Origin of the sequence: Providencia sp. TYF-12 (genome assembly GCF_041344805.1) — a bacterium.
Classification (GTDB): Bacteria; Pseudomonadota; Gammaproteobacteria; order Enterobacterales; family Enterobacteriaceae; genus Providencia; species Providencia huashanensis.
Genome location: NZ_CP166833.1, coordinates 86645 through 112846 on the forward strand (window position 1 = coordinate 86645; position 26202 = coordinate 112846).

Annotated in this window: 24 protein-coding genes; 8 read left to right on the top strand and 16 right to left on the bottom strand. The window is 40.2% G+C overall.

The genetic code is table 11. The features are described from left to right. Nucleotides 1-113: 113 nt before the first annotated feature. Nucleotides 114-2069, bottom strand: a complete 1956-nt coding sequence (acs, locus tag ABE954_RS00355; protein ID WP_042848644.1) for an acetate--CoA ligase — start codon at nt 2067-2069, stop codon at nt 114-116. A 418-nt stretch (nt 2070-2487) separates the two neighbouring features. Between acs and sodA the strand changes: the two genes are divergently transcribed. Both sodA and yiiM read left to right on the top strand, forming a co-directional pair. Next, nucleotides 2488-3114, top strand: coding sequence for a superoxide dismutase [Mn] (sodA, locus tag ABE954_RS00360; protein ID WP_042848668.1), 627 nt, complete (start codon nt 2488-2490; stop codon nt 3112-3114). A 140-nt stretch (nt 3115-3254) separates the two neighbouring features. Then, entirely contained in the window at nt 3255-3935 is a 681-nt protein-coding gene (gene yiiM / locus ABE954_RS00365) for a 6-hydroxyaminopurine reductase (RefSeq protein WP_042848643.1), read from the top strand. Nucleotides 3936-4018: 83 nt separating this feature from the next. On the opposite strand, the gene ABE954_RS00370 is transcribed toward yiiM, so the two are convergent. Next, nucleotides 4019-4852: a hypothetical protein gene (locus ABE954_RS00370; RefSeq protein WP_129467222.1), complete on the bottom strand. Its 834-nt coding sequence runs from the start codon at nt 4850-4852 to the stop codon at nt 4019-4021. Nucleotides 4853-5084: 232 nt separating this feature from the next. Between ABE954_RS00370 and ABE954_RS00375 the strand changes: the two genes are divergently transcribed. Then, complete coding sequence (locus tag ABE954_RS00375) at nt 5085-5990, top strand: LysR substrate-binding domain-containing protein (RefSeq protein WP_042848667.1); 906 nt, start codon at nt 5085-5087, stop codon at nt 5988-5990. Between the two features lie 40 nt (nt 5991-6030). Here the strand turns inward: ABE954_RS00375 and ABE954_RS00380 are convergent, their stop codons facing one another. Then, nucleotides 6031-6906 carry a pirin family protein gene (locus tag ABE954_RS00380; protein WP_042848640.1) on the bottom strand — a complete coding sequence of 292 codons (876 nt, stop codon included), beginning with the start codon at nt 6904-6906 and terminating at the stop codon, nt 6031-6033. Nucleotides 6907-7170: 264 nt separating this feature from the next. On the opposite strand from ABE954_RS00380, the gene ABE954_RS00385 reads away from it, so the two are divergent. From ABE954_RS00385 to ABE954_RS00395, 3 genes are all read left to right on the top strand, one after another. After that, entirely contained in the window at nt 7171-7848 is a 678-nt protein-coding gene (locus tag ABE954_RS00385; RefSeq protein WP_042848639.1) for a hydrolase, read from the top strand. A gap of 96 nt (nt 7849-7944) precedes the next feature. Continuing rightward, the gene (locus ABE954_RS00390; RefSeq protein ID WP_042848638.1) at nt 7945-8511 is read left to right on the top strand and encodes a YceI family protein; all 567 of its coding nucleotides are present in this window, start codon (nt 7945-7947) and stop codon (nt 8509-8511) included. Between the two features lie 24 nt (nt 8512-8535). Then, nucleotides 8536-9744 (top strand): lactate oxidase, encoded by a 1209-nt coding sequence (locus tag ABE954_RS00395; RefSeq protein WP_166686986.1) that lies wholly within the window; start codon nt 8536-8538, stop codon nt 9742-9744. Between the two features lie 73 nt (nt 9745-9817). On the opposite strand, the gene ABE954_RS00400 is transcribed toward ABE954_RS00395, so the two are convergent. The 12 genes from ABE954_RS00400 to pilM form a co-directional block, all read right to left on the bottom strand. Continuing rightward, nucleotides 9818-10555 (bottom strand): 3-oxoacyl-ACP reductase family protein, encoded by a 738-nt coding sequence (locus ABE954_RS00400; protein WP_129467224.1) that lies wholly within the window; start codon nt 10553-10555, stop codon nt 9818-9820. Between the two features lie 174 nt (nt 10556-10729). Next, complete coding sequence (trpS, locus tag ABE954_RS00405) at nt 10730-11767, bottom strand: tryptophan--tRNA ligase (protein WP_042848635.1); 1038 nt, start codon at nt 11765-11767, stop codon at nt 10730-10732. 17 nt (nt 11768-11784) lie between these two features. Beyond that, complete coding sequence (locus ABE954_RS00410; protein WP_042848634.1) at nt 11785-12477, bottom strand: phosphoglycolate phosphatase; 693 nt, start codon at nt 12475-12477, stop codon at nt 11785-11787. After that, nucleotides 12474-13148 (bottom strand): ribulose-phosphate 3-epimerase, encoded by a 675-nt coding sequence (rpe, locus tag ABE954_RS00415; protein ID WP_004263207.1) that lies wholly within the window; start codon nt 13146-13148, stop codon nt 12474-12476. Before rpe ends, ABE954_RS00410 begins: the two co-directional genes overlap by 4 nt. Before the next feature lie 15 nt (nt 13149-13163). Further along, the gene (dam, locus tag ABE954_RS00420; RefSeq protein WP_048605600.1) at nt 13164-14063 is read right to left on the bottom strand and encodes an adenine-specific DNA-methyltransferase; all 900 of its coding nucleotides are present in this window, start codon (nt 14061-14063) and stop codon (nt 13164-13166) included. Nucleotides 14064-14145: 82 nt separating this feature from the next. Next, on the bottom strand, nt 14146-15033 hold the full coding sequence (locus ABE954_RS00425) for an SPOR domain-containing protein (protein ID WP_166685572.1): 888 nt from the start codon (nt 15031-15033) through the stop codon (nt 14146-14148). A gap of 291 nt (nt 15034-15324) precedes the next feature. Next, on the bottom strand, nt 15325-16413 hold the full coding sequence (gene aroB, locus ABE954_RS00430) for a 3-dehydroquinate synthase (RefSeq protein ID WP_048605596.1): 1089 nt from the start codon (nt 16411-16413) through the stop codon (nt 15325-15327). 49 nt (nt 16414-16462) lie between these two features. Further along, nucleotides 16463-16984 (bottom strand): shikimate kinase AroK, encoded by a 522-nt coding sequence (gene aroK, locus ABE954_RS00435; protein WP_004906592.1) that lies wholly within the window; start codon nt 16982-16984, stop codon nt 16463-16465. A gap of 507 nt (nt 16985-17491) precedes the next feature. Then, nucleotides 17492-18553: a secretin N-terminal domain-containing protein gene (locus ABE954_RS00440; RefSeq protein WP_072065726.1), complete on the bottom strand. Its 1062-nt coding sequence runs from the start codon at nt 18551-18553 to the stop codon at nt 17492-17494. Next, nucleotides 18546-19094 carry a hypothetical protein gene (locus ABE954_RS00445; protein WP_042848630.1) on the bottom strand — a complete coding sequence of 183 codons (549 nt, stop codon included), beginning with the start codon at nt 19092-19094 and terminating at the stop codon, nt 18546-18548. The genes ABE954_RS00440 and ABE954_RS00445 overlap by 8 nt, the downstream gene beginning before the upstream one ends. Next, a complete protein-coding gene (locus ABE954_RS00450) occupies nt 19087-19638 on the bottom strand; it encodes a PilN domain-containing protein (protein ID WP_131680853.1) in 552 nt (183 codons plus the stop codon). The genes ABE954_RS00445 and ABE954_RS00450 overlap by 8 nt, the downstream gene beginning before the upstream one ends. A 3-nt stretch (nt 19639-19641) precedes the next feature. Beyond that, entirely contained in the window at nt 19642-20487 is an 846-nt protein-coding gene (gene pilM, locus ABE954_RS00455) for a pilus assembly protein PilM (protein ID WP_048605594.1), read from the bottom strand. Between the two features lie 116 nt (nt 20488-20603). Here pilM and mrcA point away from each other — a divergent pair, with 116 nt between their 5' ends. Further along, nucleotides 20604-23120 (top strand): peptidoglycan glycosyltransferase/peptidoglycan DD-transpeptidase MrcA, encoded by a 2517-nt coding sequence (gene mrcA, locus ABE954_RS00460; protein ID WP_371025688.1) that lies wholly within the window; start codon nt 20604-20606, stop codon nt 23118-23120. Between the two features lie 106 nt (nt 23121-23226). Here the strand turns inward: mrcA and nudE are convergent, their stop codons facing one another. Then, nucleotides 23227-23778: an ADP compounds hydrolase NudE gene (gene nudE / locus ABE954_RS00465; RefSeq protein WP_071547565.1), complete on the bottom strand. Its 552-nt coding sequence runs from the start codon at nt 23776-23778 to the stop codon at nt 23227-23229. Nucleotides 23779-24081: 303 nt separating this feature from the next. Here nudE and ABE954_RS00470 point away from each other — a divergent pair, with 303 nt between their 5' ends. Then, nucleotides 24082-26175, top strand: coding sequence for an IgaA/UmoB family intracellular growth attenuator (locus tag ABE954_RS00470; protein ID WP_129467227.1), 2094 nt, complete (start codon nt 24082-24084; stop codon nt 26173-26175). The last annotated feature ends 27 nt before the right edge of the window (nt 26176-26202 follow it).

Genomic DNA, 26202 nt, shown 5'->3' on the forward strand with positions numbered 1-26202 from the left:
TATGCTCTTAGTGACTCATTCACTTGCCTTCTAGTTGCACCTCAAATTATTTAGAGTAAATCGTCTTATTGGGATGTATGTAAGGCCACCCGGTAAAGGCGGCCCTTTTGGCGTTATGACATACTCATAGACTGTTTTTCTTCGAGTAGTTTTTCGACAACACCTGGATCTGCCAGAGTGGAGGTATCTCCAAAGTTACTGGTATCTCCTGATGCAATTTTTCGTAGGATACGACGCATGATTTTACCGGAACGGGTTTTTGGTAATGAATCCGTCCAGTGAAGAACATCCGGTGTTGCAATTGGACCAATTTCTTTACGAACCCAATTGCGAACTTCTGTGTATAGCTCTGGAGATGGCTCAACCCCTGATATTAATGTGACATAAGCATAAATTGCTTGGCCTTTAATATTGTGAGGAATACCAACTACTGCGGCTTCAGCCACTTTTGGATGTGCAACGAGGGCTGATTCTATCTCTGCGGTACCTAAACGGTGACCTGAGATATTCAATACATCGTCAACACGACCTGTGATCCAATAATAGCCATCTTCATCACGGCGAGCACCATCTCCACTAAAGTACATACCTTTAAAGGTTGAGAAATAAGTTTGCTCGAAACGCTCGTGATCGCCAAATAAAGTACGGGCTTGCCCCGGCCATGAATCAACAATCACTAAATTACCTTCTGTAGCCCCTTCGATAGGCTCACCAAGGTTATCAACTAATGCAGGTCGAACACCAAAGAAAGGTAAAGTTGCAGAACCGGGTTTCAATGTTGTTGCACCGGGAAGTGGTGTGATCATGAAGCCACCAGTTTCTGTCTGCCACCATGTATCAACCACAGGGCAGCGGCTATTACCAATTTTTTTGTAGAACCATTCCCATGCTTCAGGATTAATGGGTTCCCCCACAGAGCCTAAGATGCGCAGAGAACTACGATCAGTGCCTTCAATGGCTTTATCACCTTCAGCCATTAACGCACGGATTGCAGTTGGTGCAGTGTAGAGGATATTGACTTGGTGTTTATCAACAACCTGACTCATTCTGTTTACTGATGGATAGTTAGGCACACCTTCAAACATTAAGGTTTTTGCCCCATTGGATAATGGCCCATATAACAAGTAACTATGGCCGGTAACCCAACCCACATCAGCAGTACACCAATAGACTTCACCTGGGTGATAGTCGAAAGTGTATTTAAACGTGAGCGTTGCATAAACTAAATAGCCCCCAGTGGTATGGAGGACACCTTTAGGTTTACCTGTAGAACCAGAGGTATACAGAATGAATAGGGGGTCTTCAGCACTGATTTCTTCAGGAGGACAGTCTGTACTGACACCTTTAACCACGTCATGCCACCATAAGTCACGTCCTTCAACCCAACTCGGTGGATTACCAGTACGCTGATAGACGATCACATTGGATACGGTGGTTACATGTGGGTTGGCTAGTGCATCATCCACATTTTTTTTCAGGGGGATTGCACGGCCTGCGCGTAGGCCTTCATCAGCAGTGATGATAAGCTTGGCTTTACAGTCAATGACACGACCAGAGACCGCCTCAGGAGAGAAACCCGCAAAAATGACTGTATGGATGGCACCAATACGAGCACAAGCTAGCATGGCTACAGCGGCTTCTACAACCATTGGCATATAGATAGCAACGACATCGCCTTTGCGGATACCTTGTTGCTTTAACACATTTGCAAACTGACAAACATCTTGATGCAATTCACGGTAAGTGACATTTTTTGACGATGATGGGTCATCGCCTTCCCAAATAATAGCTACTTGGTCGCCTTTTTCAGCCAGATGACGATCCAAACAGTTTGCACTTAAATTTAAAGTGCCATCTTCAAACCAACGGATATCGATATGTCCGGGGTCAAAAGACGTGTTCTTGACACGGGTGTACGGTTTAATCCAATCAACGATTTTTCCTTTTTCGCCCCAAAATCCTTCAGGGTCTTGAATCGAGCGTTGGTACTCATCGTTATACTGTTGTTCGTTTATCAGGGCATTTTTTGCAATTTCAGCAGGAACGGGATGTTTAGTTATTTGAGTCATATTATTATCTCCTTGCAGATGTTAATACTATGTCAAAAAATGGTTAACTAAAGCACGAAATATAAATTTGTTTTTCTTTTGCGCGGAAGATCACGTATTAATTGTAATGGGATTTGCAGAATTATCATTTGATGCTAAATATTAAATTAGTGTATTAACCTTAAAATATAGCAAATGTTAGAATTAAAGAAAAATAAAAGGCGGTGATATTGGTATTAGTTACTGTATAAGGGAGTTCTTGTAGCGAATGAGAAAACCCACATTTTTTTTATGGATTTGATAATGATTTTCATTAACAGTAAAATAACTATAATAGATAGTAATTCACAAGGTGCGAAGTTAAGCAAGTGCATACCCTATGAGCCTTGTGGTGAAAAATGAGAAACATAGCGGTATTTACGTCACTGGAGACAATAATATGAGTTATACATTACCTGCTTTACCTTATGCTTATGATGCGTTGGAACCACATTTTGACAAACAGACCATGGAAATCCACCACACTAAGCACCATCAAACCTATGTGACTAACACAAATACAGCGTTAGAAAAACTGCCAGAATTAGCAGGTTTGGACATCGATGTTCTGATTCAAAAATTAGATCAAATTCCAGCTGATCAGCGCACTTTTGTACGCAACAACGCTGGTGGTCACTCAAACCATAGTCTGTTCTGGAAAGGTTTGAAATTAGGTACTGAATTAAAAGGCGAACTGAAAGCGGCTATTGAACGCGATTTCGGTAGCGTTGATGCATTTAAAGAAGTATTTGAAAAAGCTGCTGCAACTCGTTTTGGTTCAGGTTGGGCATGGCTGGTTCTGAAAGATGACGGTAAATTAGCTGTTGTTTCTACAGCTAACCAAGATAGCCCATTGATGGGTGAAGCTATCTCAGGTGCTTCAGGCTACCCTATCATTGGTTTAGATGTGTGGGAACACGCTTATTACTTGAAATTCCAAAACCGCCGTCCTGATTATATTAAAGCGTTCTGGTCCGTTGTTAACTGGGACGAAGCTGCCGCACGTTTTGCAGCAAAAGCTAAATAATTAATTTTTTAATTAAATAGCGAGTGGGCGTAGCATCATAGATGCTACGCCTTTTTATTTTCCGGTGTATTGGATTGTTATCTGTCTTGGCATTCTTTATGATGAAGTCTCTATCGCTATTCAAATGGAGAATATCGTCAATGTCATGTTTACCCCAAGTTTTTATCGGTAAAGTCCAAGAGACTCAATCTTGTGGTCAAAGTGCGATCCATAAACAGGCTGCGGATGGTTTGCTGGCTTTAGGGCAATTAGGGCTAGAAGGGGATGAACAGGCAGAAAAACGTTTCCATGGTGGGCCAGATAGAGCCCTATGCCATTATCCACGTGAGCATTATCATTATTGGTTGAACGCTTACCCTGAGCTTGAGGATTTATTTGTTGCCTCTGCATTTGGGGAAAATATATCAACACAGGGTATGACCGAAGAAAACGTATTTATCGGGGATATTTTTGCATGGGGTAATGCGCGGATACAGGTCACGCAGCCTCGCTCTCCATGTTATAAGCTTAATGGGCTTACGGGGATCGAAAACTTTGCACAGTTGATGCAAGAGCGTGGTTGCTGTGGGTGGCTTTATCGGGTGATAAAAACAGGAAATGTCAGCGAAAACGAACCATTAACGCTATTAAGCCGTAATAGTGACGTTTCAGTACAAGAAGCGATTATGATTGCTTTTCATGCCCCCTATGATGAACAACTCTATCAGCGGTTGCTAAGTGCAGCTGGGTTATCCGCAAGCTGGAGTTTAACCATGCAAAATCGCTTAGAACACCACCAGATTGAAGAATTTAGCCACCGTTTGTTTGGAAAACGGGGCTAGGTTGCCGTATATCAAAGTTAGACATGCCTAATTTTTAATTAGGCGTTTTTCTTTTTTTGGCGTTCCGTTAACTTTTTACTTTATTATTTACTCAATTCACTACGTTTACTTTGTAGTTCGTTTTGTAATTGCGCTAATTCTGATTCAATTATAGGTATTGCCCTTTTTAAATGAGCTAGCTCTAATTTATAGATTGAAGGCATTTCATTATCGCTCAAGATACGCTGATTATTTGAGGTACTACCACGGATTAGCTTGTCATAATCGTTTTGTAATTTCTCTGTAAGCTGTGTTAATTGCGATTTTAACTGAGTTAATGCTTTAAATTTATTTGGGTTATGTTGATAACTTGAACTGAGTATATTATTTCTCGACTTTTCTATATCACTTTTTAATTTCGATAGGTTAGCCATTAGCCCTGAATATTCTTTATCATTTGGTCTCCAATACGGTTCTTTATATAAGTCATTAATAAATATATCAACTTTAGTTTTTATATTCTGGGTGTTTTCCTTAAATTCAATAACTCTTTTTTGCTTTATCGTTTTATTTTTGGTCATTAGTTCAATGATATTGAGCGTATTGGCTCTTTGTGGCGCATTGCGTCTGATCTCATGAATAGAGGCATCAGATAATTTATTAAATGCCATTGTGTATGCCTTATGGATACAGAGAGACTTGTTTTCAATAACGTTAGAGTGCTGAAGTGTTAAGGTTTTATTTAGTCTACTAACAGACTCTTGGATATTATAGTAATTGTTAACGGTAAGTTTTTCAGATGAATTGGAGATGTTCTTTAGGAGTTTTTTTATATCAGAATGGCTGATTTTTCCTTTTTTATCCGCTTGGTTAACAGCGGTTTCAAAAAAACACTCAAGTGATGAAGTTGATGGAGTCTGTGGTAATTCTGTACGCATGATATTCTCATTTTAACGGTAGAGGATAATTTTCATGTTTACATAAAATTATTAAAAAAGGCTTTCATTAATACCCCAAAATTATCTGTTTTTTATAATAGGGTCTTTGTTGGCTCGTACGATAAAGCTGAATATAGGTGTGAAAGAATAAATATCGAAGAGGACATTTTTTGAATTTTGAGTAAGATAACGATTTCAAACCTCCAAGCACAAAGGTTGGTAAAAACGTATGCTGCAATATGATTTAAATGATCTCTATTACTATGTGAAAGTCGTTGAGCATGGTGGTTTTTCCCAAGCGGGTTTAGCTCTTGGGGTTCCTAAATCTAAGTTAAGCCGACGTATTGCAGATTTAGAGAAAAAGCTAAATGTTTCTTTAATTTATCGTTCAACTCGCCAATTTCATGTCACAGATGTAGGGCAGGTTTTTTATCAGCAATGTAAAAATGTGGTGGATGAAGCCGAAATTGCTCACGAATTGATTTGTTCTGTTCAGTCTCACCCGAAAGGTACGATAAAACTGTCTTGTCCTGTTGCATTATTGCAAGTGTATCTTAATGAATTACTTGTTGATTTTATGGCGCAATACCCAGATATCGATATTCAGATATTGGCAGTTAATCGCCCTGTTGATGTGATCAGTGAAGGGCTGGATTTGGCAATTAGGGTGCGTTCTTTACCTCTTGATGACTCCGGTCTAATGATGAAAGTGCTGGGGTATTCTCGCAGGATATTGGTTGCAAGTCCGCAGTTATTTGTAGAACGAGGGGCACTTATTGAGCCTGAAAAGCTGGTGGATTACCCGATGTTAGCGAATACAGAGCACTCGCAAAACTATACGTTAACACTGAAAAATAGCGATGACCTGAGTTTTACACAGCATTTCACCCCTAAATTAGCCACAACTGATGTGTTAACGTTATACCGCGCGGCACTTAAAGGGATTGGCATTGCAAGGTTGCCTTATGGCGTGGTGGAAAAGGAAATTGCCTCAGGGGACTTGGTGGAGGTATTACCTGAATGGCGTTTCCCTGAAGATATTATTCATGCGGTTTATCCATCTCGCAAAGGGTTGTTACCATCAGTACAATTATTATTGAATTATTTAGCAGATAACATTTCACCGTCAGTAAAATAACCCCCCAATAGCCTAAGGTTATCGAGGGGTCATACATTATTTATTGTGTTTCAGGAATACGGCCAAATTTGCCGCTGTTGAAGTCATTTACAGCTTTATTAATTTCGTCCATGCTATTCATAACAAATGGGCCGTAACCAACAACCGGTTCGTCAATCGGGTCACCGCTTAGCAGTAATACTAAGGCATCTTCTGTTGCTTCTAGCACAATGTTGCTTTCTGTATTATCAAGGATCATCAGTTCACCTTCATTTAAGGCAGAACGCCCATCAACAAATATTGAACCGCGTAGCATGACTAACCCTACGTTACGACCTGATTTTGTCTGTATGCCAACAGTTTTTCCCTGATTGAGTTGTAAATCCCAAACATCTAACGGGGTATAGGTTTTGGCTGCCCCTTTGTGGCCTAAATAATCCCCTGCAATCACACGCAGTGTGCCTGCTTCGTTCGGCAGTGTGACTTTTGGCATAGTTTGGCTTTCCAATAACTGGTAGCCGGGTGCCGCTGATTTGTCTTTTGCAGGCAAATTGACCCACAGTTGCACCATATCAAGAGTGCCACCTTTTTTCATAAAGGCATCAGACTGATATTCTTGATGCAAAATACCCGATGCCGCAGTCATCCACTGAACATCGCCTGGACCTATCACACCGCCTTCACCAGTAGAATCATGATGAGCTACTTCCCCATCATACACTATCGTAACGGTTTCAAACCCACGATGAGGGTGCTCACCAACTCCTCGATTCTTTGCTTCTGAGCTGGGGAAATTGAAAGGACCTGCTCTATCGAGTAATAAGAATGGGTTGAGGTATTTCCCATGGTTATCGTAAGTAAACATTGAACGGACAGGAAAGCCGTCTCCTACCCAATGGCTACGAGGAGATTGATAGATACCAATAATTTTTTTCATGGTTTTGCTCCTAAACTGTTTTGATGACTGAATAATAAAGGAGCAAATCATTCGGCAGTAGGGGCAAAAATAGGTTTCATTGTTCCAATAAAAGAACAATCAAGGTTGAGGTTATTATCCTATTTATAGAACAGAGTTTATCAAAATCCAGACTACTCAGCTTAAAACTGATGAATTAATCTAAATAACACGAAAACGGAGCGGTTATCGTTCTATTTTTGATTCTAAATAAATTTCTGACTTCATCGATTGAGAGGCTTTATCATGAGTATTCCAGCAAACTTTAATGGCCAGCGCCCTGTTATTAACCCAAACGATGCTGTGATGTTATTAATTGATCACCAAAGTGGGCTTTTCCAAACTGTAGGTGATATGCCAATGACTGAATTGCGTGCTCGCGCATCTGTACTGGCTAAAATGGCTTCACTGGCAAAAATCCCAGTGATCACTACGGCTTCTGTACCTCAAGGCCCCAATGGTCCGTTGATCCCAGAAATTCACCAAAATGCACCACATGCACAATATATTGCACGTCGTGGCGAAATTAATGCATGGGATAACCCTGAGTTTGTGGCAGCGGTAAAAGCGACAGGCAAAAAACAACTGATTATTGCAGGTACCATTACTAGTGTTTGTATGGCTTTCCCTGCGATTAGTGCGGTGATGGATGGTTACCAAGTATTTGTTGTTATCGATGCATCAGGTACTTATAGCAAGATGGCACAAGAAATTACCTTGGCTCGTGTGGTTCAAGCAGGGGTTGTCCCTATGGATACAGCCGCGGTTGCTTCTGAGTTACAAGGCACTTGGAACCGTGAAGACGCTGCTGAATGGGCAATGGCCTACACGCAAATTTTCCCTGCTTATCAATTATTAATTGAAAGCTACAGCAAAGCGCAAGATGTTCTGAAAAATAATGAGCAATTAGATTCTGAACGTTAATTCGCGATAACCCCCACATTTAACTTACGAAATTAATTCAGGCAGCTTAATGACTGATATAGCTGCCTATTTGTAATTGAATTTTAAGGAAATATGATGAAAAAGCTTACATTACCTTTGCTGGTTTCTTTGTTTGCGCTTGGTACAGCACAGGCCGCAGACTATAAATTAGATGCAACTCATACTAAAGCCGTGTTTTATATTGACCACTTTAATACTTCTACCAATAGTGGCGGTTTTCACAATATCACCGGAGATATGAGCTATTCTCCGGAAAAACAAACTGGTAGCGTCAGTGTAAAAATTCCAGCGGAGACCTTAAATACTGGGTTATCAGCATTTGATAATCATATTAAAAGTGAAGATATGTTAGATGTTGCAAAATATCCGACCATTGAGTTCAAATCGACTAAATGGAATTTTGCAGACAACAAACCTGTTTCTATTGATGGTGTGTTGACTATGAAAGGCCAATCACATCCAGTTCAGTTAAAAACTACCAAATTCGGTTGCTATTTCAGTCCAATTTTTAATGCTGATGTGTGTGGTGGTGATTTCGAAACCACTATTGACCGTACGCAATGGGGGGTTGATTTCCTAGTGAAGGATGGCATGGCCAAAAATGTCACTATCCAAATTCAAGCCGAGGCTATTAAACAGTAATTGATGGGGAGTTAAAGATTTATTATGTTGAGTTTTACACGAAAAAATACGTTTGTGACATCGACATTATTTGCTGTTGCACTGACTCTTGGTACCGCACAGGCGGCGGAATATAAAGCTAGCGATAAAGAAGGCCCAATTAAAATTGTGAACTTGGATGAATTAGAAAGCCAAGTTGCCAAAAGTATGGATAAAGGTGCTTTTGGTTATATTCGTGGTGGTGCTGAAGATGAATTGAATCTGAAGAAAAATACGCAACATTTTGATAATAAATATATTATGCCAAGAGTGATGCAGGGAATTGAAATTTCAGATATCGACCTTTCAACTGATTTTTTAGGAATTAAACTAAAAACCCCTATTATTCAAGCGCCGATGGCGGCCCAAGGATTAGCACATAAAGACGGGGAAATTGCGACAGCAAAAGGTATGGCTAAAGCAGGTTCTATTTTCTCGTTAAGTACCTATGGTAATAAAACAATTGAAGAAGTTGCTGAAGTTTCAGGGGAAAACCCGTTCTTTTTCCAGCTTTATATGAGTAAAAATAATGCTTTTAACGAATTTACGTTGAAGAGAGCCAAAGAAAGTGGTGCTAAAGCGATTATTTTAACCGTTGACTCTCCAGTTGGTGGGTATCGTGAAGATGATATTCGTAATAACTTCCAGTTCCCGCTAGGCTTTGCCAACTTAGAGCTATTTGCTAAGCAAAATAGTGATGGTTCAAAAACAGGTAAAGGTGCAGGGATCGGTGAAATTTATGCGCAAGCAAAACAAGCTTTTACACCCGCAGATATTCAATACGTGAAAAAGTTATCAGGATTGCCAGTAATAGTTAAAGGTATTCAATCGCCCGAAGATGCTGATGTTGTGATCAAAGCAGGTGCTGATGCGATTTGGGTCTCTAATCATGGTGGTCGCCAGTTAGACAGTGGTCCCGCGTCTTTTGATGTATTGCCGTCAATTGCTAAGGTCGTTAATAAACGTGTTCCAATTGTATTTGACAGTGGTGTGCGTCGCGGTTCACACGTATTTAAAGCCTTAGCAAGTGGGGCAGATGTTGTGGCTGTAGGCCGTCCTATTTTATATGGCTTAAATTTAGGTGGTGCTGAAGGCGTAAACTCGGTGATCCAGCAACTGAATAAAGAACTTTCTATCAATATGATGCTAGGCGGGGCCAAAAATATTGAAGGAGTTAAAGCGACGAAGTTGTATACCGACAAAGATTTTCAATAATTAAAGTCAAACTCATTGGTTAATAAAAAACGGGAAAATTTTCCCGTTTTTTTATTCATTAATAAACCAATATTTAAGCTGTAAACCCGCCATCGATATTTAAATTTGCTCCCGTTATATAAGCAGCAGCTGGGCTAGCTAGGTACAATACAAAATCAGCAATCTCATCAGCGCTAGCATAGCGTTTTAAAGCCATTATTTGTTTTAGACTATCTGCGAACTCGCCTTGTTCTGGATTCATATCAGTGTTTACAGGACCTGGCTGAACATTGTTGACAGTGATCCCTCTAGCAGCTACATCTCGAGCCATACCTTTTGTTAAGCCAATAATAGCTGATTTACTCATTGCGTAGGCAGCTCCACCTTCGAATGGAACCCGTTCTGAGTTAACACTACCAATGTGAATTATTCGTCCATTATTATTCATAACAGTTAGGGCTGATTGGCTAGCAATAAATAAGCTGCGTACATTTAGGGAATAGGAGCGATCAAATGATTCTAGAGGGAGAGTTTCTACTGAGCCAAATTCAAGAATACCAAGACTGTTAATTAAAATATCAATAGAACCAAATTTATCAAATGATTGTTTGATTGCAGCTGTAATTTCATATTCATTTGCACTATTGGCTTTTATTGCCATGACTGTACCGGAATACTGGGCTGTTTCAGTGATCAACAATTTTGCATTTTTATCTGATGAGGCGTAGGTGAAAGCAACATTTGCACCTTCTTTGGCTAGTTTTTTTACTATAGCAGCGCCAATACCACGTGATCCGCCTTGGACAATAGCATGTTTATTTTTGAATAACATAGAATGACCTTATTAGTTAAATAATTTAAAAATCACTAAATAAGGTATTTAATAGATAAAAGAGGATAGACTCCAGATAGAAAAGTAGAAGGAGTTTGTGAAAATAGTTGGCTATGTGTTAATGAAAGAAAGCGCTCACCCATTGATGAGTAAGCGCTTTTTATTTGATTAGCGTTATGGGCGTTTTACAAAACCAATAGCTTCATACACTTTATCTAAAGTTTGTTGTGCACGAGCAGACGCTTTAGTCGCTCCTTCATCCATGATTTGATTCAGAAGCGCTTCATTATCGCGGAATTCATGATAACGAGTCTGTAAGTCAGTCAACATGCCAGAGACGGATTCTGCAACAGCACCTTTAAGGTGACCGTACATTTGGCCTTCAAACTCAGCTTCTAGCTCTGCAATTTTTTTACCTGTGACACCTGACATAATATCTAACAGGTTAGAAACGCCAGGTTTGTTTTCTAAATCATAACGAATGCGTGGTGGCTCTTCTGAGTCCGTCATGGCCCGTTTGATTTTCTTCACAACCGATTTTGGGTCTTCGAGTAGAGCAATGACGTTATTGCGGTTGTCATCAGACTTAGACATTTTCTTGGTTGGGTCTTGCAGTGCCATAATTCGTGCACCGCCACCTGTAGGAATGAAAGGATCAGGAACAGTAAATATATCACCATAAATTGCATTGAAGCGTTGGGCTATGTCACGGCTTAGTTCAAGATGCTGTTTTTGGTCAATCCCAACAGGAACCTGATTAGTTTGATAAAGCAAGATATCAGCAACCATCAAAACGGGGTAGTCAAACAGGCCTGCGTTGATATTTTCTGCGTGACGCGCTGATTTATCTTTAAATTGGGTCATACGGCTTAATTCGCCGAAATAGGTATAGCAGTTTAATGCCCAACTTAATTGTGCATGCTGTGGGACATGAGACTGTACAAAAATGGTGCTTTTTTTCGGGTCAATCCCACAGGCTAAATAGAGCGCAAGTGTATCGAGGGTTCTTTTACGCAGTTCGACAGGGTCTTGGCGAACAGTGATAGCATGTTGGTCAACGATACAGTAAATGCAGTCATAGTCGTCTTGCATTTGTACCCACTGACGTAATGCACCCATATAGTTACCGATGGTTAATTCACCGGAAGGCTGTGCGCCGCTGAATACGATAGGTTTTTGGGGTTGCTGTAAATTTTCAGTGGGAGTGCTCATGTTTGTTATGTCCTTGCTTATTTTATTTCAGATAAACCAATTGTGGGTAACAAGCCTGCAAAGTGTGTCAAGACACAGTCAGGTTCGCTCAAAGCAATAGATTCACCGTAGTTATAGCCGTATGTCAGCCCGACACTCGGGCATCCCGCGCTTTGTGCTGCAATAATATCATTACGGGAATCGCCGACAAAAAGCAATTCTTCTTTACGTAAACCGAATGTGCCCATTGTTAAGTAAAGGGGAGCAGGGTGCGGTTTTAGGGCTTTTACATCGTCACTACCCAATACAAGAGAAAAATAGCTATCAATGCCTAATTTTTTTAGTAGTGGAGCAATAAACGGCGTAGCTTTATTTGTGACGATCCCCATCGGTATGTTGTGTTTTGCTAATTGTTCTAAGGTTTCTTTTACTTCAGGGAATAGCTGACTACCTGTTGTGACAGAAACTGCATAGAATTTATCAAAACTGGCTCGAGCTTTTTTTTGTAATTCAGCTGTGATGTCGGCTCCTGCCCAAGAAAGCGCGCGTTCAACGAGAACATCAACCCCGTTACCTACCCAAATAGAGACGCGCTCTTTACCTGCTGGAGGAAAACCAAACTCTTTGAGCATATTATCGATGGCTTCAGCTAAGCCACCGGCACTGTCAACGAGAGTACCATCTAAATCAAAGGCAATCGCTTTAATATCTTCTAATACAACTTGAGTCATTGAGATACCTTTTGTAGTTCGTTACGCATCGCATCGATGACTGTTTTATAGTCTGGTTGATCGAAGATGGCTGAGCCTGCAACAAAGGTATCCGCTCCAGCCGCCGCGATTTCTGCAATATTGTTCACTTTCACACCGCCATCGACTTCCAAACGAATATCATAGCCACTTTCATCAATAAGTTTGCGGACTTGGCGCAATTTATTGAGGGTTTGTGGGATAAAGGATTGACCACCAAAGCCTGGATTAACTGACATCAGTAAAATCATATCCACTTTATCCATTACATAATCAAGGTAACTCAGTGGTGTTGCTGGGTTAAATACCAACCCCGCGGTACAGCCATGTTCTCTGATGAGTTGTAATGAACGATCAACATGTTCACTGGCTTCAGGATGGAAGCTTATATGAGTTGCACCTGCTTTGGCGAAGTCAGGGATAATCCTATCAACAGGTTTTACCATGAGGTGGACATCAATCGGCGCAGTAATACCGTAGTCACGCAGGGCTTTACAAATTGGAGCACCAAAAGTTAGGTTAGGAACATAATGATTATCCATTACGTCAAAATGCACGATATCAGCACCAGCTGCAAGAACATTGGCGGTATCTTCGCCTAAACGAGCAAAGTCAGCAGATAAAATAGATGGGGCAATGAGAAAGTTTTTCATTATCGTCTCCGATTATTAATCGTTATCTGAGAGCCATTCAGCACTAGTCACAAGGCTTTGCATTTTTTTGTCAGTTTTTCTAGGAGAAAGGCTATTAGGTTCCCCCGTATATAAAGCCAGTAATTCATTGACTTTGCTACGGTTTAATATATTTCTACTAATGGTACGACGTACTTTTACAATATGTAATTGAGCTTGATGATACCACTCTCTGGTTAACGGGGTATCATGATTCGATATCAGCACTGGGATCCTGTTTTCCGTTGATAACTTCTGTGCCAAAATCGCTAAATTTTGTTGCTCGCTCGCATTAAAGGAATTGGTATGATAAGCCGTAAAATTGGCAGTATCAGATAAAGGAGCATAAGGCGGGTCACAGTAAATGACGGCCCCTTCTTTAGCATTGAGCAAGGTCTCGCCATAGTGCTGGGTAATAAATGTTGCTTTTTGCGATTTTTCAGCGAACCACAGTAATTCTTCTTTAGGGAAATAGGGCTTTTTGTAGCGACCAAAAGGCACGTTGAACTCACCGCGTGAATTATAACGGCATAACCCATTATAACAGTGACGATTTAAGTATAAAAAAAGGATACTACGTCTTTCAGTGTCATTGGATTGGTTAAAGGCTTCACGCATTAAATAGTATTGTTCTGAAGTATTATATTCAGGTGTGAAGATTTGCTGGGCCTCTTCGATAAAAGAATCAGCATGGTCTTTAACAGTATTATAGAGGTTGATGAGGTCACTGTTGATATCTGCCAGCATGTAAGAATCATAGCTAGTATTTAAAAACACTGACCCTGCACCAACAAAAGGCTCAATTAAGCAATCACCTTGTGGAAGATGTTTTTTTATTTCTTCCACAAGGGGGTATTTACCCCCAGCCCATTTTAAAAAAGCGCGTTTTTTTTTCATGCCGTCTTATTATTACAATCGTTTAGAGTAAAAACATTCATACTCTGTCAGGACAACACAATGCGCCCGGGGAAAAACGTTGTTATTTTTGATCCTGTTTGACTTGTTTCATATTTCTAACCCACGGCTTTTTCGCTTGAACAGCAGAAGGTAGAGTTGCTATTGCATTTTTTGCGTCAGTGACTGAATTATAATTACCGTGAATGAGAACATACCAAGTTTGCCCATTACGAATAGTTTTGTAGACCTTGTAATTGGCAAGTTTGTTTTCTTTAGCAAATGCTTCCAGCGTATCTGAACGGCTTGCACTACTAAGTTGCAGAGTGTAGGTACCCGCAGGAGCTGACATGACATTGCTGCCATGGTTATTGGCCGCAGCCTTAGTCGGTTGCTTAGGTTGTACCGGATGTTTTGGCTCAACCACTTTCGCAGGGGTTTTTTCAGGTGCTGTTGGCGGTGCCACAGGTTGCTGTTCTGCAGGTTTGATTGCTGGCGGTGTTACATTTTGTGGTTGTGTTGTTTCAGCGGTTGGTGTTTGGCCTTGATTTAAAGCATCTACCACATCACCTGGGATTTCGATCCGCTCACCCAAGCCATTAGGTTGAGTTTTTGGCTCACCTTGAGTTGGTGTCGGTGTGATTTGAGATCCTGAGATTTCTTGTGCCTGACCCGTCTGAGCTTGCTCTTGTGAGTTTGTCAAAGAGGATGAGTTAGACAAATCAATATTTTGTTGGTTGTTAGTGCCGGTTGTTTGCAACTTTTCATGCTCAGTAGGCGCTTTTAACGCAGAACTGATCGCAATAATGAGTAGTAATAAAACTAAAACACCGACACCAATCATAATATGTTGGCGTGAGAGTGCTAATTTAGGCTTTGTAGCAGCGGATTGGCGTGAACGCCCTGTCGGTCTATCTGATGTATCTGGCCTAAGATCATTTTGGCCTTGATTATCTGGTTTAAATTCGTCCATCTTCCTCTCCCGAATAAAATTTGCCTATAGTAGAGATAAAATGTCTCTTATCAGTACAACCTGTTAGCGACCAAGCAGAATATCGATGCTTATTTTTAAAGCATATATGCTTTCGTAATACCGTGCTAGCCATATTGGTATTGTGCATTTCCAGATTATTGTATCTAGGCGTAGGCATACCTTATAATTTAACGACTTTAGCGTACATCTACCAGTAACATTTTAAAACGCTTGTAAAAATTCAGGGTTTTCTCTGTTTTTGGTAACGTATCTGACCATTTTGTCATATTTTTATGGCATGCAGGAAGATATCGCTGCAATGACAGTTTGCGCATCGATGTCCGCGCGCATTTCTGAATGCCCGATAGTGGTAGGTAAAATTAAATGCAGTTTTCCACCCATTACTTTTTTATCGCGCATCATATGCGGTAGATAATCATCTGGCTTCATTTGTGAAGGGCCTTTGACAGGAAGTGATGCACGTTCTAAAAGTGCTATCACCCGTTGGGTTTGCTCCGGTGTAAATTGGCCTATCAATTCAGCAGTTCTTGCTGCCATAACGATACCTGCTGCAACGGCTTCACCATGTAACCAGACACCATAGCCCATATGAGCTTCAATGGCATGCCCAAAGGTGTGACCTAAATTGAGAAGCGCACGTAACCCACTGGTTTCTTTTTCATCAGCAGCAACGACTTGTGCTTTCAATTCGCAACAACGACGTATGCAGTAGGCCATCGCTTGGTTATCTAGCGCGACCAGAGCATCAATATTGTTTTCTAACCATGTAAAAAAGTCACCATCAAGAATTATTCCATACTTAATCACTTCTGCTAAGCCGGAGGCTAATTCCCTTTTGGGTAAGGTTTTTAAACAATCAAGGTCAATAACTACCGAGGCAGGTTGGTAAAATGCCCCAATCATATTTTTCCCTAGAGGATGGTTTACTGCGGTTTTACCGCCAACAGAAGAGTCCACTTGAGATAATAAGGTGGTAGGAATTTGGATAAAACGTACTCCGCGCTGATAGCTAGCAGCAGCGAAACCCGTAAGGTCACCGATAACCCCCCCACCAAGAGCGATGAGGGTAGTATCTCGGTTATGGTGCTTTTCAAGTAGTGCGGTAAAAACATCGTTCATGATGAATAGCGATTTGTATTGTTCGCCATCAGGAAGAATGATGCTGTCAACCTTTACGCCAGAAGATTCAAGAGCGTGTTTTACCTTTTCAAGATAAATTGGTGCAAGCGTTTCATTTGTCACTATCATTGCGCGTTGCCCAGTAGTTAATGGCCAAAATGCCCCAGGTTCGTTATATAAACTTGGCGCGATATTGATTGGATAACTACGTTCGCCCAGAGTAACAGTGACTTTTTCCATCTTGCTTTACCTTGAGTTCATTATTTTATGAAAATAACACCATGATTAATTAGTTTTTCTCTAATAGCTCAATGATTTGGCTTGCGACAACTTTAGCGCTTTGTTCATCAGTATGAATGGTAATATCAGCAATTTCTTCATACATAGGATTGCGCTCGTCAGCCAGTTTTTCCAGTACTTCACGTGCCGGTTCGTCAACTTGTAATAGAGGACGCTTTTTGTCACGTTGTGTACGGGATAATTGTTTCTCAATGGTCGTTTCAAGATAGACAACGACTCCACGAGCGGACAAGCGATTACGGGTTTCTTTGGACTTAACAGAACCGCCACCCGTTGCTAATACGATGCCTTGTTTCTCAGTGAGCTCATTGATGATTTTTTCTTCGCGATCGCGAAAGCCTTCTTCACCCTCAAGGTCGAATACCCAGCCTACATCTGCGCCAGTACGTTTTTCTATCTCGTGATCAGAGTCGAAAAACTCCATATTAAGCTGTTGAGCCAACTGACGGCCAATAGTGCTTTTGCCAGCACCCATCGGTCCAACCAGAAAGATATTGCGTTTCTCTGCCATGTTTTTTGGTATTACTACGATTATTCGTTAATGATCACCCGCCCCGCCAATCGAATTAGCGGCGGGACCTATAAACTGAAACCTCATTAGTGATGATGTGAGATCAGATAAGAAAATTATCTCAATACATCAACCCGAATTGCAACTATATAAATGCGGCACTAAGCGAACAAAGTGCCACATTTAAAATTACAGGTCTCAATGTTTGAGCCGTCTATATTGCCTAATGCATTGTTTAGCATAGTTTTAACAGGTTTTGCCTATAGGTAGTAGCGCATGATTTCTGTTATTTTTAGAGCAAAATTGTTGTGGCTGTTTTATAAGCGACTGACAGCTTGTTCTTTAATCTACGGATAGTTAGAACACTCAATGGATAACCTTGTATGCTAAAACGACGCCAGCGTCAAATTTATCCGGTAGGTTTATAGCATAAAAATATTTTTTTTGACTAATCTTTGGCTTATTGTTTATTCAACTCATTGAAGTATATGTGTTATTTTATTCGCGTTAAATATTGATAAGTTTTGGCGTTATAAAAACAATAAGAACCCTTCTATCTATATGTTCCGCAGTATTTGTAAATAATGACCCTAAGAGAGGAATTTGAGAGATAAATGGTAAACCTGTCTCTGTTTTTTCTTGTTTTTGCTGAAAAATGCCACCTAATATTAGGGTTTCATTATTTTTAATAGTGACGGATGTTGATATTTCTTGCTTATTTATTGCTAAATGGTGACTTTGGCTACTGGTTAGTGCGGTATCTGGCGAGTTATGGCTAATTTTTAGGTTCAACTCTACTTTTTCATTGCGGATAATGGTCGGGGTGACATCCATACCTAGTACAGCATCTTTAAATTGTACGTGAGTTTTCTTTTCATTGCTTGTGACATAGGGTATTTCTGTACCTTGTTGAATACTCGCAGGTTGTTGGTGTGAGGCGATTAACCGAGGGCTAGCAATAATGGAGAGTAAATTTTCTTTTTCTAAAGCGTTTAATTTTAATTCAAGTAACCCATCGCTTAGTTTTAACACATTAAACGAAAATTGCCCCGGTGCGGAATGATAACGGTTATAACGGTTAAGATGACTGTTGGCTGTATTCCCCGCTAATATTCCCCACTCAAGCCCTAATTCTTGTAATGCGGTTCGGCTACTACTAATAATATGCGCTGTTATTTGAACTTGTTTATTGGGTTTATCTTTTTGTTTTATCCACTCTTCTAGTAAGGCTATTCGCTGTTGATTATCTTTGACTATCACACTATTTGTGGTGTGGTCATGATGAATAGATGCATTTTTTGATAACAATAAAGTTTTGGGGTGCTCTAGTTGAGTGCGTATTTCTAGAGCATCGATTGAAATTAATTGAAAAATTTTTTCAATTAAAGGGTCTGTATGTTGAGAAGATAGGCTCGTAGCCATCACTGGACTAGACTGTGTTTGTTCCTCTACGGGATGTAAAGGCGCAAATGGGTCTCGTATTTCTTGAGCTGATAGCCAAAAAGCAGGCAAAAAGAAACACCCTATGATAGCTACGAGTATCGGTGTGTTAATTAACTTTCTATTCATTACTATTATCATCCTTGATAGCGAAAGTGTGGTTAATTGATGAAAAAGTGACTGATGCGAGTATAGCACCTTGCTTTGAAGTTAATTTTATATCTGAGTAACGGTATCGTTGAGTATTAGGCAAAGTGAGAAGTTGCTCTATAAAGCGATAGACACTGATGAAATCCCCTTGAACTTCGAGGAAATAGCCATGGCTACTCGTTGGTTGTAGTTGGTTTAATATGACAGTTGAATGGTTCAGTAATGTATTAAGTTGTGAAAGTAGTTCTAGTGGTTCACCTTTAGCATCGACAATTTGCTTTAGAACATCTGCTTGCTGTTCTAATAGATGTAAGGGCGGAAAGTGCTGTAATTGTCTGGTTTCTTTTGTTATTTTTTCAATTAAACTATTGTTTTCCGATTCTAATTCAAGACGTAGTATTTCATTTTCTTTCCAGTATAAAAAATAGCCTGCAAATAAAAATAAACTGATAAATAGCCAAATGGGTATGGTTTGCTGCCAAAAAGGGCGATACCAAAAAGCATGAAGTGATTCACTCATTAGCTTCTCCTTGGCGTATAGCGGTTAAATGTAACCGGTGTACTTGGTTTGTACGGCTGAGCTTTTTTAATTGGATGTGGTTTAGCCCTCGCTCTTTAAGCTTAGGGCTTAGTAAGCTAACATTTTGGAAGTCATAACTGCGGGCTTTTATTTCTATTTTATTATCAACTAATTGGACGGTAGTAAGCCAACTTTTTAATGGTGTGATTAATGGCAAGTCTTGTAATAATTTGAGTAAAAACTGGTTATTGTTCATAACCTCATCCAATCTGTTTTTTTGGTTAATCAATTCGAGGAGTTGTTTTTTCTGGAGAGATACTCGTTGTACTAACTGTTGCGTTTGCTCATATTGTTGTTGATGGTGATATTTTATTTTTTGTTGCTTTTCAATTTCCAATTGGTGAAAAAAGACTAAAAAGCAACAAGTGATAAGCACTGAGCAGCCAGCAACCAGAGAAAAAACAATAAATAACCGTTGTTTCTTCGCAATTTGCTGCTGCCGCCAAGGCAGAAAGTTAACTTGATATAGTTTTGATAACCCCATGAGTTAAATATCTCCATGCCGTAATGCTAGCCCTGCTGCTATCACAAAATCCCCTAACTGATGGGGGATTTTAAGATTGTTATGCTGAAAAGCTTGGCGTAACTCCCAGCTATGTATTGCTTCAATGCTATGTTTATCATGAATGTTTTGATGGTCGGTAATGAGGTAAATGGGTAATATCGGTGATGACTCTTCTTGGTTGAGTAAAGACAATAATGCAGATAGCGTCGGGGTTTCGGTGTCGGGTAGATGGTTATAGTTGGCGGGTTGACTAATAGGGCCAGACCACAGCCACTCACCTTGCCTATAGTGAACTAGCCAGCTTTCATCGGGTAAGCCCGCATGGCGAGCAACATAACGCAGCGCAACGGGGGCGACATCAATTGCCAGTAGATTGAATCCGCTTTCTGCTAATAATTTTTGCCAAAAGTTAATTTCTGATTTTCGAGCCCCATTAAAATAAACGTGTTGATTGATTACTCTATAATCCATTGCCAGTTCTTGAGCATGCATAGGAAAACGTTTTTCAGCTTGCAGTTGTAGGTACCAACCTAATTCTGGTTGCTGTAGATTAATTTGGCTAGGTAATGCAAATTGTTGTTTTAGTGTCCTAACTGCAGGTAATGCGATAGATACAGAACAGTTTTTAGGTAATTTCTGACGCCATTGTATTAAAATATTCAGTAGAATCTTGTATTGTTCATGGTCTGATTTGTCAGCAATTTCGAAGGGAAGTTGTTGTTGCCAGCATTCACACAAAGACCAGTGTTTCTTGCGACGTTTAGCGGCAACTAGCTGAATTTTGCTTTGATATAGGTCGATTCCAATGTTCCATTTTGATGTGTACATAGTTAATTTCCTTATCATTAACCAATAAATTACATTTTCTATTGTGCTGTATAAGCTTTATACTATGCGTTAGTGATATCTAAACCCTCTTGTTTGCCAGGCATGGGAATTTTCAGGTGAAGTTCGTAAAATATTTTTTTATTCTTGTTTTCTGTTGCATTTTTTTGGGAACCGCTTCGATATATGGCATGTATAAATATGTTGAAGGTGAGTTGCCTGATGTAGCAACAATGAAAGACATCCGTCTGCAAATTCCAATGCAGGTATACAGCGCTGATAATGAACTGATTGCTCAATACGGTGAAAAACGTCGTATTCCATTACCGCTGACAGAAATTCCACCATTGATGGTAAAAGCATTCATCGCAACCGAAGATAGCCGTTTTTATGACCACCACGGCATCGACCCAATTGGTATTTTTCGGGCTGTTTCGGTGATGGCTTCATCGGGTCATGCATCTCAAGGGGCGAGTACGATTACTCAGCAACTGGCGAGGAATTTTTATTTAAGCCCTGAAAAAACCCTTATGCGTAAAGCTAAAGAGGCTTTCTTGGCGATTCGTATTGAGCAGCTTTTTACTAAAGATGAAATTATGGAGCTATACCTAAATAAAATTTATTTGGGTAACCGCGCTTATGGTGTTGGGGCTGCTGCTTATGTGTATTTTGGTAAAACTGTTGATGAGTTGACGCTCAGTGAGATTGCAATGATTGCAGGTTTGCCTAAAGCACCATCAACGTTTAACCCTCTTTATTCGTATGATCGCGCGGTAAACCGCCGTAATGTCGTACTTTCTCGTATGTTTGAAGAAAAATATATTACGCGAGATCAGTATGAACAAGCGAAAAATGAGAAAATAGTTGCTTCTTATCATGCACCAAAAATAGATTTTTCCGCACCTTATTTAGCCGAGATGGCTCGCCAAACACTGTATGATAAATACGGTGAAGACGCCTACACTGACGGGTATAAAGTATATACCACGGTGATCCGTAAAGATCAGGAAGCGGCAACAACCGCGGTACGTAATAACTTGATCGATTATGATACTCGCCATGGTTATCGTGGCCCTGCTGATGTGTTATGGAAACCAACAGAAACAGCTTGGGCATCAGATAAAATTATTGAAAAATTGAAAAAGATGCCAGTCTATGGCCCTTTGATGCCAGGGGTTGTTGTATCGGCAACAGGGTCTGAAGCTGAGGTCATGTTGGCTGATGGTTCGCAAATTTCAATTACGATGGCTGGTGTACGTTGGGCTCGTAAGTTTATATCGGATACGCAACAAGGCGCCTCACCAAGAGCCGTTAATGCAGTGGTACAAGCTGGCGAACAAATTTGGGTGCGTAAAGTTAAAGACAACTGGTGGTTAGGGCAAGTACCAGATGTTAATGCCGCATTTGTTGCATTGAATCCTAACGATGGGGCTATTATTGCCCTTGTTGGTGGGTTTGATTTTAATATGAGTGAATTTAACCGCGTTACTCAATCTTTACGCCAAGTTGGTTCAAATATTAAGCCGTTTCTTTATACCGCAGCAATGGATAAAGGCTTGACGTTATCATCATTATTAAATGATGTGCCGATTAGCCGTTGGGATGCGGGTGCGGGCTCAGATTGGCGTCCAAAAAATTCCCCTGCTCGTTATGATGGTCCTATCCGTTTGCGTCAAGGGTTAGGGCAATCTAAAAACGTAGTTATGGTGCGAGCAATGAGGGCTATGGGCGTTGATTATGCAGCCGATTATTTGACTCGCTTTGGTTTCCCACCTGAGAATATTAACCGTACAGAAGCGTTGGCATTAGGTGCACCTTCATTTACGCCAATGCAAATGGTACGTGGTTATGCTGTTATGGTGAATGGGGGTTACCTTATTGACCCATATTATATTTTGAAGATCGAAAATCATAATGATGAAGTCATCTTTGAAGCGAAACCAAAATTAGCTTGCCCAGATTGCACTCATATTCCAGTTATTTATGGTGATACAGAACGTACGATTGTGATTAAAGGTATTGATGATGAATCAACAGAGGAAGTGACACAATCCGGTAATAACGCAGTGGTACAAGAGCCTACAATGGAGCTGGCGACTGCTGGGAATACTGACGCAAATTCTGATGACCGGTATGCACCGCATGTGATAAATACGCCTCTCGCTTTCTTAATTAGGGATGCGATGATGACGAATATCTATGGGGAACCTGGCTGGTCTGGAACTGGCTGGCGTGCGGCAAGAGATTTAGGTGGTCGCCGTGATATTGGTGGGAAAACAGGAACAACCAATAGCTCAAAAGATGCTTGGTTCTCTGGTTATGGCCCGGATGTAGTCGCATCGACGTGGATTGGTTTTGATGATAATAAACGAACACTCGGTCGCGGTGAGGCAGGGGCGAAAAGTGCTCAGCCGATGTGGGATGATTTTATGAAATCCGTCTTAGAGGGGGTGCCAGTGAAAACAATGAAGCCACCTAAAGGTGTGATTTCGGTATCGATTGATAGTCGTACAGGTAAATTAGGCTCTTCCCGTAGAGAATACTTTATTGAAGGAACCGAACCGAAAGAACATGCAATACAAGAAGTTGGAACAACAATTTCAACAGAAAGTGGCTCTACTCAAGAGTTATTTTAGGGTTATTGCCTTGTTTAACGCACCCCATTGTTGACTAAGAACATGGGGTGTTTTTTTATCATGAAAGTTAAGGTAGGCATGAAAAAAATACAGAATATATGTATTATTACTTACTACTTTTTAAGTAACGCTCAAGGTAGAAAAGTGCGCTAATATTCCTTGCCTCGTTGAAGTCAGGGTGCTCTAGCAACTCCATCATGCGTGATATAGGCCAGATTATTTGTTGTAGTGGTTCCGGCTCGTCACCTTCGAGTTTTTCGTGGTATAAGTTTTCAGCTACGAGGATATTCATTTTACTTGAAAAGTAAGAGGGGGACATGGTGAGCTTGGCTAGCTGAATAATATTATTAGCACCATAACCAATTTCTTCTTTAAGCTCACGCTGTGCAGCTTCTAGAGCGACTTCGCCGGGGTCTATAGCGCCTTTAGGGAACCCTAATTCATAGTTTTCAATCCCGACTGCGTATTCGCGGATTAGGATTAGGTTATCACCCATAATAGGAATAATAAGAACAGCTTCGCGTTTTGCTGGGCGCATTCTTTCATAGACTCGTTTTTCACCGTTGCTAAATTCGAGATCAACTGACTGGATGCTGAATAATTTTGATTGAGCAACATCTTGAATATTCAAGATTTTAGGTTTTTTTAACTCTGTCATAACGATTTCCGAACAGGATGAGTGAAATCTATTGCTAAAAGCGTATTTCATTTATTTATGTGGCACATTTACCTAGTACTCTAACTATGACCTATATCAAAAAAAAATGATAGATATTATCGAGTAGATAAAATGCTGCTAGTATAACCATCGCATAAACATAGCACAGATAAATAAATAAAATATTTTTTTACAACATATTGTAATTTAAAACAAAAACCATAAATAGAATAGGAATTGGCTTATTTTGAGAAAGCAGCAGGGTTGCTATGCTTTTCTTATTCATTTTTCATTGGGGAAACAATGCTAAACCATGTCATTATAACGGCTATAATTGTTATTAGCCTAACTATAATGGCTTCCTTCCTTTATTTCAGGCGGGGGCGGCGTTCTGCTGTCTATCAAATACCCTCAGTAGCAGCTCCTTCCTTCAGAAAAATGATTGATTCAGACTACCAGATAATATCCCAGTACTTAAATTATTGTTTATCTGTATCAATGACTCCCTCTCAACTTCCGTGGCAAATCAAAAAAAACTCGATTATTGCGACCGTTTGCCATTCACTGACGCGTTTTAATTTACGCCAAGAGCAAGGGAATAGTTGGCGCTATTTTATTGATACGATTGAGGTTCAGTTACCTTCACAGCTCGAACCTTTCTTACAACGTCAAAATGTTATGGAAATTGTGGAGACCGATCACTTACCGTTAATTATCTCCATCAATAGTCATTCCTTAAGGGATTTTAGTCACGAGTGGCAGGAAGAACAAAGTTTGGGTTCAGACTGGCCTGAGGCAGCTATTCAAGAACGTGGTCAACAAAATATCGAGCGGCTACGGGTTCGTAAGGAAACAGTTGAAGAGCATCGACTTCATAATTCTACAGGCTGGCTTGGTGCCGCGATTGTTTGTTTAAGCTTTTTGTTTGGCTATTTAACGCTGATTTCTATTCCTTTGTTACAGGAGTGGGGCTTGGTGATTACGATTATTTGTTTTGTTAGCGGGCTGCTGGTCTTATTTCGCTCAAGAATGTTTCCTCGTAAATACCAAGATATTCAGTGTATTCACGGGGAACCAAAGCGTTGGGAACTCTATGGTGAGTTAGATAAAAAATATTCTACGAACACCTCAATTGGCGGTATTGATTTACATTATCCAGCTCATTGGGAAAATTATTTAAAATATGAATCAAATCAACCTGTTAATATTGATTTTTATGCATCGGGTGAGGTTGTCAGACATGGAAAATACCTTTCTTTGCATGAAGAAGAACGTTATTACCCTTACAAACGATTCAAAAAAAATGTGTTGATGCTAATAGGTGCCTTGTTTGCCATAGTATTAGTTTTTTCATATCAATCAATGAGTTTACCTATAAAACTAGGTTTTGCTTGGTTTGGCGGCACAGAAAAAATTACCGTTGAAAACCCAAGTGACCTCGCTTCCCGCCAACTTAAAATTGGGGATACGTTAGTGGCTCAAGGGAAAGGGATGTGTTACCGACCTCCTAATTTGAATAAAGAAAACCAAGCACAGTTTGTGCCGTTTGATTGTTCAGGTCTTTATTGGAGCGATGTCCGTTTACTAACAGAGCCCCAGTCTGAGGTGGTTGAACAGTCAATTTTATTACTCAATACGGTTAAAAGCCAATTACACCCGGATAAAAACGCCGTTGGTGTTAACCCTAGATTACAGCGTGATATCATGAAATCAGGTATGAATATTATCTTTGATTTCTCTGCCATTATTCTGAATACCGAACAGCTGTGTCATACTTCTAATCGCTGCCTAAAGCTAAAAAGTGCCTTAATGAATCTTGGAAGCACTGAGGATTGGCCAACTCTGGTGAGTAAAGCTTCTGCTGGAAAATTGAACGGAGCGCATGTTTTATTACGCGCAGGAAGTGCAGAGGCCTTGGAAAACATCGTAGAAGACACCACATATGAATTTATTAAGGCAGAAATAGACAGAGAAGTACGGAAAATTAATAGTCCGCCACCTGGAGGCGTGTTATTGATTAGCGATGAGAATAAGCCTTTAGTTGATTTGATATCAGGGGCTTCCTTTAATGAACTGTCACCGTTGCAGCGTTGGTATGAACTACAAAGGTTATCGAGCCTTCTGAGTAATACACCTTTTAATATTGAAGGTATAATTACCAATCTGTCTACGGATGCTAATGGCACATTGCACATTACTTTACATGAGGAGCCAAATGCAGCTGTGGTATCCCAGTATGTATGCAGCTCGCTTTTTGTACTGTTTTTGATGGCTTGTGCATTGCTCAATGGCTCACTGATTGTGCTGCGTATTTTGAATAATAAGAAGCGTTTGCGTAATATTACACAATATTATGATAAGTGCTTTGAGGCTAATAATCCTTCCTATCGTCGATAGTGTTATCCCGAAAATAGTGGGAGCCTC

Coding starts and splice junctions, on each gene's coding strand:
- acs (WP_042848644.1), bottom strand. CDS start 2,069: ATGACTCAAATAACTAAACATCCCGTTCCTGCTGAAATTGCAAAAAAT.
- sodA (WP_042848668.1), top strand. CDS start 2,488: ATGAGTTATACATTACCTGCTTTACCTTATGCTTATGATGCGTTGGAA.
- yiiM (WP_042848643.1), top strand. CDS start 3,255: ATGTCATGTTTACCCCAAGTTTTTATCGGTAAAGTCCAAGAGACTCAA.
- ABE954_RS00370 (WP_129467222.1), bottom strand. CDS start 4,852: ATGCGTACAGAATTACCACAGACTCCATCAACTTCATCACTTGAGTGT.
- ABE954_RS00380 (WP_042848640.1), bottom strand. CDS start 6,906: ATGAAAAAAATTATTGGTATCTATCAATCTCCTCGTAGCCATTGGGTA.
- ABE954_RS00385 (WP_042848639.1), top strand. CDS start 7,171: ATGAGTATTCCAGCAAACTTTAATGGCCAGCGCCCTGTTATTAACCCA.
- ABE954_RS00390 (WP_042848638.1), top strand. CDS start 7,945: ATGAAAAAGCTTACATTACCTTTGCTGGTTTCTTTGTTTGCGCTTGGT.
- ABE954_RS00395 (WP_166686986.1), top strand. CDS start 8,536: ATGTTGAGTTTTACACGAAAAAATACGTTTGTGACATCGACATTATTT.
- ABE954_RS00400 (WP_129467224.1), bottom strand. CDS start 10,555: ATGTTATTCAAAAATAAACATGCTATTGTCCAAGGCGGATCACGTGGT.
- trpS (WP_042848635.1), bottom strand. CDS start 11,767: ATGAGCACTCCCACTGAAAATTTACAGCAACCCCAAAAACCTATCGTA.
- ABE954_RS00410 (WP_042848634.1), bottom strand. CDS start 12,477: ATGACTCAAGTTGTATTAGAAGATATTAAAGCGATTGCCTTTGATTTA.
- rpe (WP_004263207.1), bottom strand. CDS start 13,148: ATGAAAAACTTTCTCATTGCCCCATCTATTTTATCTGCTGACTTTGCT.
- dam (WP_048605600.1), bottom strand. CDS start 14,063: ATGAAAAAAAAACGCGCTTTTTTAAAATGGGCTGGGGGTAAATACCCC.
- ABE954_RS00425 (WP_166685572.1), bottom strand. CDS start 15,033: ATGGACGAATTTAAACCAGATAATCAAGGCCAAAATGATCTTAGGCCA.
- aroB (WP_048605596.1), bottom strand. CDS start 16,413: ATGGAAAAAGTCACTGTTACTCTGGGCGAACGTAGTTATCCAATCAAT.
- aroK (WP_004906592.1), bottom strand. CDS start 16,984: ATGGCAGAGAAACGCAATATCTTTCTGGTTGGACCGATGGGTGCTGGC.
- ABE954_RS00440 (WP_072065726.1), bottom strand. CDS start 18,553: ATGAATAGAAAGTTAATTAACACACCGATACTCGTAGCTATCATAGGG.
- ABE954_RS00445 (WP_042848630.1), bottom strand. CDS start 19,094: ATGAGTGAATCACTTCATGCTTTTTGGTATCGCCCTTTTTGGCAGCAA.
- ABE954_RS00450 (WP_131680853.1), bottom strand. CDS start 19,638: ATGGGGTTATCAAAACTATATCAAGTTAACTTTCTGCCTTGGCGGCAG.
- pilM (WP_048605594.1), bottom strand. CDS start 20,487: ATGTACACATCAAAATGGAACATTGGAATCGACCTATATCAAAGCAAA.
- nudE (WP_071547565.1), bottom strand. CDS start 23,778: ATGACAGAGTTAAAAAAACCTAAAATCTTGAATATTCAAGATGTTGCT.
- ABE954_RS00470 (WP_129467227.1), top strand. CDS start 24,082: ATGCTAAACCATGTCATTATAACGGCTATAATTGTTATTAGCCTAACT.